The organism is Mesorhizobium sp. YL-MeA3-2017, assembly GCF_030814575.1.
Classification (GTDB): Bacteria; Pseudomonadota; Alphaproteobacteria; order Rhizobiales; family Rhizobiaceae; genus Mesorhizobium; species Mesorhizobium terrae.
This window is the reverse complement of sequence record NZ_JAUSVH010000001.1, coordinates 2,281,440-2,296,504: the sequence shown is the minus strand read 5'-3', so window position 1 is coordinate 2,296,504 and position 15,065 is coordinate 2,281,440. Positions and strand designations below refer to the sequence as shown.

Below are 15,065 nucleotides of genomic sequence, written 5' to 3'. Positions count from 1 at the left end.
CTCGGCGCCGCAGGAAAGGCGTCTAGAGACCACCTTCCTAACAGGAGCAGGCCCAATGAAAAAAGCTCTTCTCACCGCGTCGGCCGCTGCCTTCGCGCTCGCCGCTTCGGCTGGCTTCGCCGCCGCGCGCGACCAGGTTCAGGTCGCCGGTTCGTCGACCGTTCTGCCGTATGCCAAGATCGTTGCCGAGCAGTTCGGCGAAACCTTCAACAAGTTCAAGACCCCTGTGGTCGAGTCCGGCGGTTCGGGCGCCGGCATCAAGGAATTCTGCAAGGGCGTCGGCGAGAACACCATCGACATCGCCAATGCCTCGCGTCCGATCAAGAAGGACGAAATCAAGTCGTGCCAGGACGCCGGCGTGAAGGAAATCCAGGAAGTGAAGATCGGCTATGACGGCATCGTCTTCGCAACCGACGCCAAGGGTCCGGATTGGGCGCTGGTTCCGGCCGACATCTACAAGGCCTTGGCCGCCAAGATCGTCGTCGACGGCAAGCTGGTCGACAATCCGAACACCAAGTGGAACCAGGTCAACGCGAAGCTGCCGGCGTGGGATATTGCTGCCTACATTCCGGGTGAAAAGCACGGCACGCGCGAAGTCTTCGAGACCAAGCTGCTCGACGCCGGTTGCGACAAGGCAGCTCTGAAGGCTGCTGGCGTGACCGATGAAAAGGAAATCGGCAAGACCTGCATCGCCATCCGCAAGGACGGCAAGGCTATCGACATCGACGGCGACTACACCGAGACGCTCGCCCGCATCGACTCCAACAAGACCGGCGTCGGCGTATTCGGCCTGGCCTTCTACGAGAACAACGCCGACAAGCTGAAGGTGGCCACCGTTTCCGGCATCACGCCGTCGACCGAGACCATCGCCAAGGGTGAATATCCGGTGTCGCGTCCGCTGTTCTTCTACGTGAAGAAGGCGCATCTCGGCGTCGTTCCCGGCCTCAAGGAATATGTCGACTTCTTCCTGACCGACCAGATGATCGGCCCGGACAGCCCGCTGGCAGAGTATGGTCTGGTTTCGGCTCCGGAAGCCGAGCGCAAGGGCCAGCGCGAAGCCTTCGACGCTGGAAAGACGATGTAATTTTCCTGCTGCCGGGGCGTGGACTTAAGTTCGCGCCCCGGTCATTGCAGTCGGACCCGGTCCGGCTGTTTCCGTGACCTTTCAGAGGCCGCTCCATGTCATCCATGCTCGTCTTGGCAATCGTCGTCGCGATCGGAATTGGCGCCTTCATCATCGCAAGGCAGAGAGCGGCAGCCCAGGATGACGGCAAGGTCAAGCCGCATTCGCGAGCCCACTATCATGGCTGGTGGGCATTCCTGCTCGCAACGTTGCCGGCCGCCCTGTTTCTGGCGCTTTGGGTTATAGGCTCGTCCGTCTATCTCAATAGCCATCTGCATGCGCAGATGCCGGCGCAGACCGGTGTTGCCAGCGAACCCCTGGCCGTCAGCCTGACCAAGAGCCTCGCCAACGGCTTGCGCAAGCTGGACCCGCAACAGGTCGCATCGCTGCCGGCGACTTTCGCCGAACTGCGACCTTCGCTTGCCGCTAAGGGCGTTGCCCTGGCCACCGATACGCAAGACTACATGATCTCGATCGCGGCCGCGGCCAACAAGGTCCAGGATACGCTGGGACTGGTTGGCGCCGTTGCCACCGTTGCGCTGTCGCTCGCGGGTGCCGCCTATGGGATCTCGCAGGTCATGCCGCGGGCTCGAGCCCGCAACAATGTCGAGCGGCTGATGCTTTGGGGTCTGCTCGGCGCGTCCACCATCGCCATCCTGACCACGATCGGCATCGTGCTGTCGATGCTGTTCCAGACGCTGAATTTCTTCCATCGGGTTCCGCTTTCGAATTTCTTCTTTGGCACGGTGTGGGATCCACGCTTCGCCGCCGCCGGTGCTGTTGGCTCCGAGGGGCAATTTGGCCTGATCCCGCTGTTGGCTGGTACGCTCTATATTGCTTTCGTCGCGTTGCTGGTGGCGGTGCCGATCGGTCTTATGTCGGCTGTCTACATGGCCGAATACGCTTCGCCGCGTGTGCGCGCCGCGGTCAAGCCGTCGCTCGAGTTGCTGGCCGGCATCCCGACCATCGTCTACGGCATCTTCGCGCTCGTCACGCTCGGACCATTCCTGCGTGATTTGAGCGCCGCTCTCGCCGGCGGTACGTCCTTTATCCAGGCGCAATCGATCCTGACCGCCGGCCTCGTCATGGGTGTCATGCTGATCCCGGTTGTGTCTTCGCTCTCCGACGACATCATCACGGCGGTGCCGCGTGCCATGCGCGACGGCTCGCTGGGTCTTGGCGCGACGCGCTCGGAAACGATCAAGCGGGTCATCCTGCCGGCGGCGCTGCCGGGCATCGTCGGCGCAATCCTGCTCACCGCCTCGCGCGCCATCGGCGAAACCATGATCGTCGTGCTTGCCGCCGGTGTGGCCGCCAATCTGACGCTCAATCCGTTCGAGGCGATGACCACCATCACGGTCAAGATCGTCAACCAGTTGACCGGTGACCTCGAATTCAATTCACCGCAGACGCTGGTTGCCTTCGCGCTCGGCATCACGCTGTTCGCGCTGACGCTGGTGATGAACATCGTCGCCCTTTACATCGTCCGCAAATACCGGGAGCAGTACGAATGACCGACGTCACCTTGGATACGGTCGCCGCCTCGGTTCCCCAGGCACGTCGCGACATCGGCCTCAAGAAACGTTATGCCGCTGAGCGCCGCTTCCGCCTCTACGGTGTGTTGGCGATCCTCGTCGGCCTGGCCTTCCTGGCGGTCATGCTGGTTTCGATCGTGGGCAAGGGCTACACCTCGTTCTGGCAAACGACGATCACCCTGCCGATTACCTTCGACGAGAAGGTCATCGACCCCGACAACAAACGGGCATCGGATCCAGACGTGCTGGTCACGGCCAATTATCCGGTCTTGGCGCAACGCGCCCTGATGGAGAAGCTCGGCATTGATCCGAAGAACAAGCCGATGGCGGCGAAGCTGAAAGGCTTTCTGTCGGAAGGCGCTCGCGTTCAGCTGCGAAACGTCGCCGTTTCCGATCCGGCGGTGATCGGCACGACGCGCAACGTCGAGATCCTTGCCGCCGCCAACCTCGACTCGGCTTTCAAAGGCCAGATCGATTTGAGCGTTCCGGAAGATCGCCGCAAGGTTTCCGACCAGCAGGTCGAATGGATGAACAAGCTCAAGGCCGAAGGCGCAATGGCCGAGCATTTCAACACCGGTCTGTTTACCTTCGGCGCCTCCAGCCGTCCGGAAACGTCGGGTCTCGGTGTCGCGATCATCGGTTCGTTCTACATGATGGTGATCGTGTTGCTGCTTGCGCTGCCCATTGGCGTCGCCGCTTCGATCTACCTCGAAGAATTCGCCAAGAAGGGCCGTTTCACCGATCTGATCGAGGTGAACATCAATAATCTGGCCGCGGTGCCGTCGATCGTTTTCGGCCTTCTAGGCCTCGCTGTCTTCGTCAATTTCCTCGGCATGCCGCGTTCTGCCGCCTTCGTCGGTGGCCTGGTGCTGACGCTAATGACGTTGCCTACCATCATCATCGCCACGCGCGCTGCTCTCGCTGCCGTGCCGCCCTCAATCCGCTCGGCTGCTCTCGGTCTTGGCGCCTCGAAGATGCAGATGGTTTTCCAGCACGTCCTGCCTTTGGCTGCGCCGGGCATCCTCACCGGTACCATCATCGGCCTGGCACGCGCGCTGGGTGAGACGGCTCCGCTGCTGCTGATCGGCATGGTGGCTTTCGTGGCCGATTATCCGACGACGCCATTCGATCCGGCGACGGCGCTGCCGGTGCAGATCTATATGTGGGCCAATGAGGCCGAGCGCGCCTTCGTGGAACGCATGTCGGGCGCCATCATCATCCTTCTGGTCTTCTTGATGGCCATGAACATCACCGCGATCGTGCTCCGGCGTCGCTTCGAACGGCGCTGGTAGAAAGGGAGCCTGATATGAATATCATGACGGAAAAGACCCTCGAACAGGCAGTGAGCAGCCAGATGAGCGCCCAGACCAATGAGATGATCAAGATGCGTGGTGACAAGGTCACCGTGCACTATGGCGAGAAGCAAGCGCTGTTCGACGTCAATCTGGACATCCGCCAGAACCAGGTGACGGCGCTCATCGGCCCGTCCGGTTGCGGCAAGTCGACCTTCCTGCGCTGCCTCAACCGCATGAACGACACGATCGATTCCGCCAAGGTTGGCGGCAAGATCACGCTGGACCAGGAAGACATCTACGATCCCAAGATCGACGTAGTCGAACTTCGCGCCCGCGTCGGCATGGTGTTCCAGAAGCCCAATCCGTTCCCGAAGTCGATCTACGAGAATGTCGCCTATGGTCCGCGCATCCATGGGCTTGCCAAGAGCAAGGCCGACATGGATCGGATTGTTGAGTCCAGTCTGCAAAAGGCGGCGATCTGGAATGAGGTGAAGGACCGCCTGCACGAACCGGGTACGGGCCTTTCCGGCGGTCAGCAGCAGCGCCTGTGCATCGCGCGTGCAATTGCCGTGTCGCCGGAAGTCATTCTGATGGATGAGCCCTGCTCGGCTCTCGATCCGATCGCAACCGCCAAGGTCGAGGAATTGATCGACGAACTGCGGCAGAACTACACGATCGTCATCGTTACGCACTCGATGCAGCAGGCGGCACGCGTGTCGCAACGCACCGCCATGTTCCATCTCGGCTATCTGGTCGAGGAGGGGGCTACCGACAAGATGTTCACCAACCCTGACGACAAGCGCACGCAGGATTACATCACCGGCCGTTTCGGCTGAGCCGACGAGCGCGGCAGACGACAAGCGAGGACAGGATCATGGGTGAACATACCGTCGCGTCGTTCGATGAGGAACTCGGACAGATCAGCAAGCTTGTCCGCGATATGGGCGACCTTGCGGGATCGATGGTCGAGAGCTCGACCAAGGCGTTGCTGAAATCGGACAATGGATTGGCGCAGCGCGTCGTGTCCGACGATGCCATCATGGATGCGCGCCAACGCGAACTGGACAACCGTGCGATCACGCTGATCGCCAAGCGGCAGCCGATGGCGCAGGACCTTCGTGCCGTCATCGGCGCCATCCGCATGGCGGGCGATTTCGAACGCATCGGCGACCTTGCCAAGAACATCGCCAAGCGGGTTGGCGCGGTCGGGCAGAGCGGGACGCCGCGCGAATTTTCGCATTCCATCGATGCCATGGCGCAGCTCGTACTCGTCCAGGTCGACGGGGTGATCGAGAAATATGCGGCGGCTGATCCGCAGGGGCTTGCTCAGCTGAGGGCCGACGATGAACGGATCGACGTAAAATACACTTCCGTCTTCCGCGAATTGCTGACCTACATGATGGAAGATCCGCGCAACATCACGCCGTGTACGCATTTGCTGTTCTGCGCCAAGAATCTGGAACGCATCGGCGATCACGTCACCAATATCGCCGAAAATGCCTACTACGTGCTGACGGGCGAGCAGTTGCCGCCCAATCGGCCGAAGTTCGACGAGACGGCCGCAGCCGTCCCGGCCGCGTAGCAAAAGGACGACGGCAAGATGATCGCGCCGCGTGTCATGGTGGTGGAGGACGAGGAGCCGTTGGGCGTTCTCCTCCGCTACAATCTGGAATCCGAGGGCTACCAGGTCGAGGTGGTGGCGAGAGGCGACGAGGCGGAAATCCGGCTCCAAGAGAATGTTCCAGATCTTCTGGTGCTCGATTGGATGGTTCCGGCCGTATCCGGTATCGAATTGTGTCGTCGGCTCAGGATGCGCCCCGAAACCGAACGTCTGCCGATCATCATGCTGACGGCGCGAGGCGAGGAAAGCGACCGTGTGCGTGGGCTTTCCACGGGAGCGGACGATTATCTGGTCAAGCCGTTCTCGATGCCGGAGTTCATGGCGCGGGTGAAGGCGTTGCTGCGCCGGGCCAAGCCTGAGGTGCTATCCTCGGTGCTCAAGGTGGGCGACATCGTGCTCGACCGCGAGTCGCACCGGGTTTACCGCAAGAAGAGTGAAATCCGGCTCGGGCCGACGGAATTCCGCCTGCTGGAATTCATGATGCGCCATCCCGGTCGCGTTTTCTCGCGCAGCCAGTTGCTCGACAATGTGTGGGGCGAGACCATCTACATCGACGAACGCACGGTGGATGTGCATGTCGGGCGGCTGCGCAAGGCGGTCAACAACGGTCGCATGCCGGATGTCATCCGCACCATCCGCGGATCCGGTTACGCTATCCGCGAGGACTGAGCCTAGCCTTCGCCGCCTTGTGGCGGCGGGGGCATGGTTGCCATCGGACCGCCCAGTGCGAAGATTTCCTGGTCGATGAAGGTCAGTGCGCGCATGGCGCACCCTTCCCGGATCAGCATTTGCTCGTTCGGCTCCGTGTCGAAGGAAATCGAAGCGGAATGCTGGCCGCCGGCGGTCTGGGCAATCGCTTCCCGCAGTGCCGGCTCGATCAGGTCGAAGGCCGTCGCGCCGATACCGACGAACGTCACCGGGGCGGGGTCGATGACGGCAAACAGGGACCCCAGACCGTAGCCCAGCGCCTCACCGGCGCATCGATAGGCGTCGCGTTCGGGGCCTGCTGTCATGCGTGCCTTATCAGCTAGCGCCTGCATCTCGTTATCAGGGATGTCGGCAGCCGGTTCCGCGTTTTCGTCGATGCCATTGGCGCTTCGCCAGATCGCATAGTTACCGGCATAGGCCTCGACGCAGCCGTGCCGGCCGCAGCGGCACAGCGCGCCTTTCGGGCGATGGATCATGTGGCCGAACTCGCCGCCGGACGAATGTGTGCCGATGAACAATTCGCCGTTGAGCACGATACCCATGCCGATACCGTGCGAGAGCAGGACGGCGATGAAGTCGTCACGATAACGGTCGGTACCGCGCCAGCGCAACGCAACGGCCATCATGTTGCAGTCGTTCTCGACGATGACAGGAATGCCGAACGCCTCTTCGAGGATATCTGCGAACGGAATATTGCCGTGAGGCGTTATTGGCGTCCAAAGCATGGCACGCGCATGGGAATCGGCAGTGCCCTGGACAGCGAAGGCAATACGCAGCACGCGTCGCCCAATCGTGGTTTCGTCTTCGAGGCGCTGCCGCACGATCGTGACACATTCCTCGATCAGGGCTTCCCGCGGCAGGGTCAGGGTGTCCAGCCTGCGGGCATCCTGGGCCAAAACGCGCCCGGCATAGTCGGTGACCGTCGCGGTCAAGAGGTTGAGCGATAGGATCACCGTGATCACCGCCGCAGCGTCCGCGGCAAGTTCCAGCCCGACCTGCGGGCGGCCACGTTTCGCGGCGGTCGATTCACTGCGTCCTTCCATCAGGACGCCCTCGGCGATCAAGTCGGAAGAGATTGCGGAAATGGTCGAGTGGCTGAGACCGGTTATCGTGGTGATTTCGGTGCGTGAAGGCTGTTTGGAGCGGCGCACGGCGGAGATCACCATCGCGCGGTTCCTGCGGCGCAAGTCATCGTGCCGGATTCCGACGGTCATGTCCTTGCCGTTCCTTCCTCCGCCAGCCCTTCGTGAATTCGAGGCTGTTTGCGCACAAGTCCCGCAAGGCATCGGGAAGCGTGCATTCTGTCCATAGGTCGCAGCGCAGGCGAATGCAAAATCCGTTTCGATTTTGGTGTCCTGCCACCAACCTCCTCCACAGATAGTGGCAGAAGCCCGTTCCCGCGTCACTATTATTTCGAGGCACGAAATAAATAAAACTGGATTGTTGAAACCGGTTGACAGAAGAGCCTGCCGCTGCAATTATTTTTTCGAAGCTCGAAAAAAAGCTTCTCCAAGGGCAACGCATACCAGCGCGCCATTGGGCGCAGGGAGGAAACCATGAAAAAGTTCACAACCGCCATTCTGGCGGGTGTCGCCATGACGTTCGCGCTTACGGCCGTCGCCGAGGCGAAGGGCAAGGTTATCGGCGTGTCCTGGTCCAATTTCCAGGAAGAGCGCTGGAAGACCGACGAAGCGGCAATGAAGAAGGCGATCGAGGCAGCCGGCGACAAATATATCTCTGCCGATGCGCAATCGAACCCTGGCAAGCAGCTCACCGACGTGGAAAGCCTGATCGGCCAGGGTGCCAACGCCCTTATCATCCTGGCGCAGGACGCATCCGCTATTGGCCCGGCGGTGCAGAAGGCGGTCGACGAGGGAATTCCCGTCGTTGGATACGACCGATTGATCGAAAATAAGGACGCCTTCTACCTGACCTTCGACAACAAGGAAGTTGGGCGCTTGCAGGCCAAGGCGGTGTTCGCCGTCAAGCCGGAAGGCCATTACGTCTTCATCAAGGGCTCCAGTGCCGACCCGAACGCCGACTTCCTGTTCGCGGGTTCGATGGAAGTGCTGAAGGCTGCGATCGATGCCGGCAAGATCAAGAACGTTGGCGAAGCCTATACGGACGGTTGGCTGCCCGCCAATGCGCAGAAGAACATGGAGCAGTTTCTGACCGCCAACGACAACAAGGTCGATGCCGTCGTGGCCGCCAATGACGGCACTGCCGGCGGTGCCGTTGCCGCGCTTGCCGCTCAGGGCCTCGCCGGCTCGGTGCCGGTTTCCGGCCAGGATGGCGACCACGCCGCCTTGAACCGCATCGCGCTTGGCACGCAGACCGTTTCCGTGTGGAAGGACGCTCGCGAACTCGGCAAGAACGCCGCCGAGATCGCCTCGCAACTCGCCGACGGCAAGAAGATGGGCGACATCGCCGGAGCCAAGGACTTCACGACCCCGGCGGGCAATACCGTCAAGTCGCTGTTCCTGACGCCGGTGGCCATCACCAAGGACAATCTCAACGTCGTCATTGACGCCGGCTGGGTTTCCAAGGACGTTGTCTGCCAGGGCGCCAAGGCAGGCTCGGTGAAGGCCTGTAACTGAAGCTGAGCTTCGCTTGGGTTGAAACCGCGGCTCTCGAGCCGCGGTTTTCTCAAAAACTCCGTTTCAAAGCCGAGAAGACCGGTTTCGCGACTTGACGCTCCATCGCCGCCGCTCGGCGCATGGATGGGAGGATATCATGACCGATACGACCTCGAATGCGCCGGTCGATCGCGCCCGTGCAGCCGAATTGACGGCCGTTGGGCGTTTTCTCAAGGCAACCGAACTCGACACTCGCATGCTTGGCATGGTGGCGGCGCTGCTTGTCATCTGGGTCGGGCTACACCTTCTGTCGGGCGGTCTGTTCCTCACGCCGCGTAATCTGTGGAACCTCTCGGTACAGACGTCGTCGGTCGCCATCATGGCGACCGGCATGGTGTTGGTTATCGTCATGCGCAACATCGATCTGTCGGTGGGCTCTGTCGAAGGCGTGGTCGGCATGATCATGGGCGTTGCCCAGGCCGAATTCCTGATCAGGGTCATGGGCATGCAGCTTGGCAATCCGTGGCTGTGGGTCGTTGCGCTGGCCATAGGCGTCGTCCTTGGCCTCGTTATCGGTGCCCTGCAAGGCTTCATCATAGCCTATCTGGAAGTGCCTGCTTTCATCGTCACCTTGGGCGGGCTGTTGATTTGGCGGGGTGCTGCCTGGTGGATCACCAGCGGTCGCACCGTTGCGCCGCTCGACGCGACCTTTCAATTGATGGGCGGTGGCCCGGCCGGTTCGATCGGCGCGACGTGGAGCTGGATACTCGGCCTTGTGGCCTGTGCGGGCGTGATCGCCATGCTTCTCAACGGCCGTGTGCAACGCCAGCGCTTCAAGTTTCCTTTGCGGCCTGTCTGGGCCGAGATTTTCCTGGGCGTGATGACCTGCGTTGCCATTCTTGGCGCGGTCAAGGTCGCCAATTCTTACCCCTGGCCTGCCGGCGTTGTCAGCAAATACGCTGCGGCCAATAACATTCCGATACCCGAAGGCGGCCTGTTCATCGCGCATGGCATCGCCATTCCCGTGCTGATGGCGGTGGCTGTCGGGCTCATCATGACCTTCGTCACCAACCGTACCCGGTTTGGTCGCTACGTCTTTGCCATCGGCGGCAATCCGGAGGCAGCCAATCTTGCCGGCATCAACACCCGCTGGGTTACGATGAAGGTATTCATGATCATGGGTGTGCTGGCGGCAATCGCCGCGGCGATCTCGTCGGCCAGGCTTAATGCGGCGACCAATTCGCTTGGCACGCTGGACGAACTGCTGGTTATCGCGGCCGCCGTGATCGGTGGCACCTCGCTGGCTGGCGGCTCGGGCACCGTGGTCGGCGCGATGCTGGGTGCGTTGCTGATGCAGTCGTTGCAGTCCGGCATGGTGCTTTTGGGTTTGGATACGCCGCTTCAGAATATCGTGGTCGGCCTCGTGCTGGTCGTCGCCGTTTGGCTCGACACCATGTATCGCAAGCGCGTCTAGGAAGGAGGCAGGATCATGGAACAGACCAGCACCCCTCTCGTCGAGATGAAGGACATCTCGATCGCCTTCGGTGGCATCCGCGCCGTGGATGGCGCTTCCTGCGACCTCTATCCGGGCGAGGTGGTGGCGCTTCTCGGCCACAATGGCGCCGGCAAGTCGACCTTCATCAAAATCCTGTCCGGCGCCTACAAGCGCGACGCGGGCCAGATTTTCATCAATGGGGAGGAGGCGACGATCTCCAATCCACGCGATGCCAAGAAATATGGGATCGAGACGATCTACCAGACGCTGGCTTTGGCCGACAATGTGGATGCAGCAGCCAACCTGTTCCTGGGCCGCGAGGTGATGACCAAATACGGCACGCTTGACGACGTCGCCATGGAGGCGGAAGCGCGCAAGGTGATGGGGCGCCTCAATCCGCGCTTCCAGCGCTTCAAGGAACCGGTCGTCAAGCTGTCGGGAGGCCAGCGCCAGTCGGTGGCAATCGCGCGCGCCATCCTGTTCAACGCGCGCATCCTGATCATGGACGAACCGACCGCGGCGCTCGGTCCGCAGGAGACGGCGCAAGTCGGCGAACTGGTGAAGCAGTTGAAGGCCGACGGGCTTGGCATCTTTTTGATCAGCCATGACATCCAGGACGTGTTCGAGCTCGCCGATCGTGTCTGCGTGATGAAGAATGGCCAGGTTGTGGGGACGGCACGGACAAAGGATGTCACCAAGGACGAGGTGCTCGGCATGATCATCCTTGGCAAATGTCCGCCCGGTGCCATTCCAGGCCCAGGTGCAATCAGGGAAGCTGCCTGACGCGCTCAGCCGCGTTTACCAATCACGTGATCGATACCAGGCTAAGAAAGCATACCGCTTTCGGACGAGGCCTTCGTGGGCTAAAAGATTCGCGGGGGCTTTTGCGGGCTAGCTGCGGAATTGAGAAAATTTTTCCCGACGATAGCATTCGTTGCCGTCGCCCTGGCCAGCCTTGTTCTGGCTGGCTTTGCCTATTTTGCGGCACGCGAGGCGGCACGGATAAAATTCGAGGCAGCGGCGGACGATGCGGTCGGACGCATCGAAAGCCGGCTTGACCTGCACACATCGTTGTTGCGGGCGACCGAGGCGTTTTTCAGTGCTCGCACCGGTGGCGTCTCGCGCGCGGAATTCGACAAATTCTATCAGACACTCGATGTCGACGGAAATTTCGCGGGCCTGCTCAGCCTTGGCTACCTCAAGTTGATTAGACCAGGCGGCGAAGCTGCCGCCAGGGACGAAATCCGAAGCAATTACGGTATCGACCCGGCCTTCCCGTTGGCCGACGGGCTGGAATGGCACGCGCCGATCACGTTGATTGAGCCCCACGATGGGGAAAGCCAGCGCTATCTCGGCTACGACGTGGCCATTGACTCGGTGTCGCGCGCCGCGATGGAACAGGCGATGGCGGATGGTGCCCTTCATGCAAGTGGCCGGCGCATGCTGGACCCGCTCCCCGATGCGAAGGGCGAGGCGAAGTCGGCCGTTCCGGGTTTCGTGATCTTTGCGCGCTTGGGAGTGGACGGCGTGCCTGCCGGCCAAGATGCGGTCGCGAAAACGAAGGGGTTTCTCTACGCGGCCTTCCGTGCGCGCGATCTGTTTGAGGTGGCGCTCGGCAAAGCGCCGCAGCTGCCGGTCAATCTCGAGGTCTACGACCAGTCCATCGATCTGGGCAATCTGCTGTACCGCTCGGAAATTTCGCCCGTACACGGTTACGGTCTCAAGACGATGCGCATGATCGAGGTGGCCGGCCGGCCATGGGCCGTCGTGCTGCGGCCGACTGCCGCCTTCACCGAGCCATCCTCGCCTTTCGTGCCAGTGGTGCTCGGGCTGTTCGGCTTGCTGCTTGCGGGCACCATCGCAATGATCGCCCGCTACCAGGAACGTGCCTTCGACGCGGCCACACGGCTGCATGAGACCACCGAGAAGAGCCTGATGGAGAAGGATCTGATGCTGCAGGAGATGCGGCACCGGATCAAGAACTCCATCGCCCGGGTGCTGGCTATCGCCCGTCAGACGGCGGCGCATTCCGCCGATCTGAAGGAGTTTTCGAGTTCGTTTTCCGCCAGGCTGCAATCGATGGCTGCCTCGCAGGATATGTTGACGCGCTCGCGCCGCCAGCAGGCCGATCTGGGCGATCTGCTGCGCATCGAGCTCGGTCAGGTTTTCGGCAAGGATCTGCCGGACGGGCTGCTTTCAGGCCCGCAAGTGTTGCTCGATGAGACGACGACCCAGGCGCTCGGCCTGACCTTTCACGAGCTTGCTACCAATGCCCTGAAATATGGGGAGGCCGGCAGCTCGGTCGGCGCGCTTAGGGTCGATTGGTCCGTGGACGGGCAAGGGCGCGAGAGAATGCTGGCGCTCAACTGGATCGAGGCTGGCAAGCTCAATCTGGAGGCACCGGCCAAGACGGGCTTCGGCACCAAGCTGATCGACATGAACATCACCCGCGAGTTGCGGGGCACGATCGAGCGCGAGTTTCGCGAAGACGGGTTACAGGTGAAAATCCGGATTCCGCACTCGAACTGAGGTTGCGAGCGGACAGGTGTCAAAAACAAAAGAGGCCGGCAAGCCGGCCTCTTTCGATTTCGTGCCGTGCAGATCAGTTGCAGCGGCGGGTGTAAATGCGCCCGGTGTCCGGATTGCGGTACTGGCAATAACCATTGCGCAGGTTGCGAACCAGCAGACCCGAGCCGGCGCCGACAGCAGCGCCAATAGCCGCGCCCTTCCAGCCACCCACCGCGCCGCCGATCAGCGCGCCGGCGGCGGTACCCACCGACACGTCCTGCTCGGTCGTGGTACATGCGCTAAGCGCGAGCACGCCCGCCAGAGCCAAAATAGTCTTACGCATCAATTTACTCCTCTCGCTTGAAGTCCTCGCGTCGCCGCGTGTTATCCACTTCCAAGCGGTTGTTTAGCATGGGTATATGGATATTGTCTGCCCCCCTCGATTGCCCCGCCTTTTGGCAGGTTTTTTCGAGGCGGCTGGCGAACTGATCCGCTCTACGGCATCAGGATATCAACTGGCAATCAGTATGGCGAGCGGGACCAGAAGGATCGCCCCGCAAGCAACCAACGCAACCGCAAGTCGGTGCCGATGGATTGGTTTCCTCTCCGCCGAACTCGGCTGATCTTCGAAATTGCCCAGCGAAAGGCGAGCTGCGCGCTCCAAGCCCTGCATGTCGGCGGTCACGGCACCAATTCCCCCATGTTGCGCGTCTGCCCGGATCCCAAGGACGCCGGCAAAGTATCGAAAATCATGGTGAATATGACGTTAACCACGATCGTGCGCGTTCAATCCGCGGCGAAATTGCCCGCCGGGACGACGAGTTGATATTCGATACGGTCGTCGGAAATTTCGAAGGTGGCCATGCCATCGAGGGCGCTGGGCACCACGCGTTCCAGCGCCACCGAGCCGAAGCGCTTCTGATCGAGCGGTTTCTTGCAGACGGGGTACCGTTCGCTCCAATGCAACCACAGCCCTGGTGCGCCTTCGCCCGGTTCCACCAAGCCAGCTTTCACTTCAACAGTGCCATAGGCTTGCGACAGGGCACCGTAGCTCATCGAATTGACCGTCAATTCGTGCACGGCAAGGCCGATGTGAAGAGCAGCGTTGGGATTGAGGAAAGGATCGACGCCATCGAAATTCAGGCCGCGTGCCGGATCGGCGCCATAACGCTCCATCTGGCCCTCGATCAACTCGCGCAACCGCGCACCGCGCCAGTTGGATGACGTCACCAGATCCTGCGAAGAGGCAAGCGACTGCAGCCTTCCGCGGAAGCGGGTCAGGAAGTCGCCGATATCGACCGAGTAGCGGCCGGTCTGGCTGGCGATGCTTTGAATTATGGCGAGCAGGTTCTTGGAGCGATGACTGACCTCACGCAGCAACGTCTTCAACGTCTGTTCGCGGCGTTTCTGCTCGGTGATTTCCACCCAAGTCGAGACAACGCCCTGGATGGTGCCGTTCTCGTCCCGGTCTGCGTCGATCCAGATGTCGAACCAGCGGACGCCCTCCTCATGTGGAAGGCCGACCTCGATGCGCTGCGATTCTCCGGTTCCGAGTACGTGCCGCTGCGCGGCTTCGATCCGCTCGGCCTGGGCGGGTGGAAGGCCGCCGCCCTTCTTCTTCGGCGCCAGCGGCGCCAGGATGTTTCGGGTCCAGATCTTGTTCAGGGTTCGATCGTGGTACGCCACATAGATGCCGGTATGCCGGACCGCCAGACCGAAGGCTCGCCGGATCTGTGCATCGCAGCCAGGCGGCAGGTCGTCCTGACCGACATCCGACACAACGGCCAGATCCGGAACCGTGGTCTTCAGCTTTTCCTTGGCGGACAGGCTCATCTGGCGCCCTGTCTTTCCGCTGAAGCGTCGACACCGAGACGCCAGCCCGACCAGCGGGTCATTCCATCGAAAACCGCTTTATGGCGACTTCCAAATTCGGCAGGCTGTGTGCCGCGGGGTGTCATGCTCGTTTGAAGATGCCGGCGAGCAGAGAAATGACGAGGAAAGCCAGGAAGATGAAGAACAAGATCTTGGCCAGACCCGCCGACGCCCCGGCTATGCCGCCGAAACCAAGTGCGCCGGCTACGATCGCAACGACCAAGAACACCAGCGCCCAGTATAGCATAAACCGACTCCTTCGATTGATACGGCAGAACGTGCTGCCGCCATTGTTTGTTCCGCTCCTGCGCGAAAAACACGATCCGAGCCGC

Annotated in this window: 14 protein-coding genes; 10 read left to right on the top strand and 4 right to left on the bottom strand. The window is 61.3% G+C overall.

From position 1 onward, the window contains the following. Positions 1-55: 55 nt before the first annotated feature. The 6 genes from QFZ88_RS10775 (at position 56) to phoB (ending at position 6,243) form a co-directional block, all read left to right on the top strand. On the top strand, positions 56-1,084 hold the full coding sequence (locus tag QFZ88_RS10775; protein ID WP_024922713.1) for a substrate-binding domain-containing protein: 1,029 nt from the start codon (positions 56-58) through the stop codon (positions 1,082-1,084). A gap of 95 nt (positions 1,085-1,179) precedes the next feature. Beyond that, the gene (gene pstC, locus QFZ88_RS10770) at positions 1,180-2,637 is read left to right on the top strand and encodes a phosphate ABC transporter permease subunit PstC (RefSeq protein WP_024922712.1); all 1,458 of its coding nucleotides are present in this window, start codon (positions 1,180-1,182) and stop codon (positions 2,635-2,637) included. Further along, positions 2,634-3,950 (top strand): phosphate ABC transporter permease PstA, encoded by a 1,317-nt coding sequence (gene pstA, locus QFZ88_RS10765; RefSeq protein WP_024922711.1) that lies wholly within the window; start codon positions 2,634-2,636, stop codon positions 3,948-3,950. The genes pstC and pstA overlap by 4 nt, the downstream gene beginning before the upstream one ends. A 14-nt stretch (positions 3,951-3,964) precedes the next feature. Continuing rightward, positions 3,965-4,789: a phosphate ABC transporter ATP-binding protein PstB gene (gene pstB, locus QFZ88_RS10760; protein WP_024922710.1), complete on the top strand. Its 825-nt coding sequence runs from the start codon at positions 3,965-3,967 to the stop codon at positions 4,787-4,789. Positions 4,790-4,827: 38 nt separating this feature from the next. After that, positions 4,828-5,535 carry a phosphate signaling complex protein PhoU gene (gene phoU / locus QFZ88_RS10755; RefSeq protein ID WP_024922709.1) on the top strand — a complete coding sequence of 236 codons (708 nt, stop codon included), beginning with the start codon at positions 4,828-4,830 and terminating at the stop codon, positions 5,533-5,535. 18 nt (positions 5,536-5,553) lie between these two features. Next, complete coding sequence (phoB, locus tag QFZ88_RS10750; protein ID WP_036254589.1) at positions 5,554-6,243, top strand: phosphate regulon transcriptional regulator PhoB; 690 nt, start codon at positions 5,554-5,556, stop codon at positions 6,241-6,243. 2 nt (positions 6,244-6,245) lie between these two features. On the opposite strand, the gene QFZ88_RS10745 is transcribed toward phoB, so the two are convergent. Further along, complete coding sequence (locus tag QFZ88_RS10745; RefSeq protein ID WP_024922707.1) at positions 6,246-7,496, bottom strand: ROK family protein; 1,251 nt, start codon at positions 7,494-7,496, stop codon at positions 6,246-6,248. A 342-nt stretch (positions 7,497-7,838) separates the two neighbouring features. On the opposite strand from QFZ88_RS10745, the gene xylF reads away from it, so the two are divergent. The 4 genes from xylF (at position 7,839) to QFZ88_RS10725 (ending at position 12,882) form a co-directional block, all read left to right on the top strand. Next, the gene (gene xylF, locus QFZ88_RS10740; protein WP_024922706.1) at positions 7,839-8,879 is read left to right on the top strand and encodes a D-xylose ABC transporter substrate-binding protein; all 1,041 of its coding nucleotides are present in this window, start codon (positions 7,839-7,841) and stop codon (positions 8,877-8,879) included. A 136-nt stretch (positions 8,880-9,015) separates the two neighbouring features. Further along, positions 9,016-10,332, top strand: a complete 1,317-nt coding sequence (locus QFZ88_RS10735) for a sugar ABC transporter permease (RefSeq protein ID WP_024922705.1) — start codon at positions 9,016-9,018, stop codon at positions 10,330-10,332. Between the two features lie 15 nt (positions 10,333-10,347). Then, entirely contained in the window at positions 10,348-11,136 is a 789-nt protein-coding gene (locus QFZ88_RS10730) for an ATP-binding cassette domain-containing protein (RefSeq protein ID WP_024922704.1), read from the top strand. A gap of 120 nt (positions 11,137-11,256) precedes the next feature. After that, positions 11,257-12,882, top strand: coding sequence for a CHASE domain-containing protein (locus QFZ88_RS10725; RefSeq protein WP_179654207.1), 1,626 nt, complete (start codon positions 11,257-11,259; stop codon positions 12,880-12,882). Positions 12,883-12,955: 73 nt separating this feature from the next. On the opposite strand, the gene QFZ88_RS10720 is transcribed toward QFZ88_RS10725, so the two are convergent. From QFZ88_RS10720 to QFZ88_RS10710, 3 genes are all read right to left on the bottom strand, one after another. Next, entirely contained in the window at positions 12,956-13,204 is a 249-nt protein-coding gene (locus QFZ88_RS10720) for a YMGG-like glycine zipper-containing protein (protein ID WP_024922702.1), read from the bottom strand. A 443-nt stretch (positions 13,205-13,647) separates the two neighbouring features. After that, positions 13,648-14,694: a sensor histidine kinase gene (locus QFZ88_RS10715; protein ID WP_024922701.1), complete on the bottom strand. Its 1,047-nt coding sequence runs from the start codon at positions 14,692-14,694 to the stop codon at positions 13,648-13,650. Positions 14,695-14,815: 121 nt separating this feature from the next. Beyond that, positions 14,816-14,980 carry a DUF1328 domain-containing protein gene (locus tag QFZ88_RS10710; RefSeq protein WP_024922700.1) on the bottom strand — a complete coding sequence of 55 codons (165 nt, stop codon included), beginning with the start codon at positions 14,978-14,980 and terminating at the stop codon, positions 14,816-14,818. Positions 14,981-15,065 lie beyond the last annotated feature (85 nt).

Coding starts and splice junctions, on each gene's coding strand:
- QFZ88_RS10775 (WP_024922713.1), top strand. CDS start 56: ATGAAAAAAGCTCTTCTCACCGCGTCGGCCGCTGCCTTCGCGCTCGCC.
- pstC (WP_024922712.1), top strand. CDS start 1,180: ATGTCATCCATGCTCGTCTTGGCAATCGTCGTCGCGATCGGAATTGGC.
- pstA (WP_024922711.1), top strand. CDS start 2,634: ATGACCGACGTCACCTTGGATACGGTCGCCGCCTCGGTTCCCCAGGCA.
- pstB (WP_024922710.1), top strand. CDS start 3,965: ATGAATATCATGACGGAAAAGACCCTCGAACAGGCAGTGAGCAGCCAG.
- phoU (WP_024922709.1), top strand. CDS start 4,828: ATGGGTGAACATACCGTCGCGTCGTTCGATGAGGAACTCGGACAGATC.
- phoB (WP_036254589.1), top strand. CDS start 5,554: ATGATCGCGCCGCGTGTCATGGTGGTGGAGGACGAGGAGCCGTTGGGC.
- QFZ88_RS10745 (WP_024922707.1), bottom strand. CDS start 7,496: ATGACCGTCGGAATCCGGCACGATGACTTGCGCCGCAGGAACCGCGCG.
- xylF (WP_024922706.1), top strand. CDS start 7,839: ATGAAAAAGTTCACAACCGCCATTCTGGCGGGTGTCGCCATGACGTTC.
- QFZ88_RS10735 (WP_024922705.1), top strand. CDS start 9,016: ATGACCGATACGACCTCGAATGCGCCGGTCGATCGCGCCCGTGCAGCC.
- QFZ88_RS10730 (WP_024922704.1), top strand. CDS start 10,348: ATGGAACAGACCAGCACCCCTCTCGTCGAGATGAAGGACATCTCGATC.
- QFZ88_RS10720 (WP_024922702.1), bottom strand. CDS start 13,204: ATGCGTAAGACTATTTTGGCTCTGGCGGGCGTGCTCGCGCTTAGCGCA.
- QFZ88_RS10715 (WP_024922701.1), bottom strand. CDS start 14,694: ATGAGCCTGTCCGCCAAGGAAAAGCTGAAGACCACGGTTCCGGATCTG.
- QFZ88_RS10710 (WP_024922700.1), bottom strand. CDS start 14,980: ATGCTATACTGGGCGCTGGTGTTCTTGGTCGTTGCGATCGTAGCCGGC.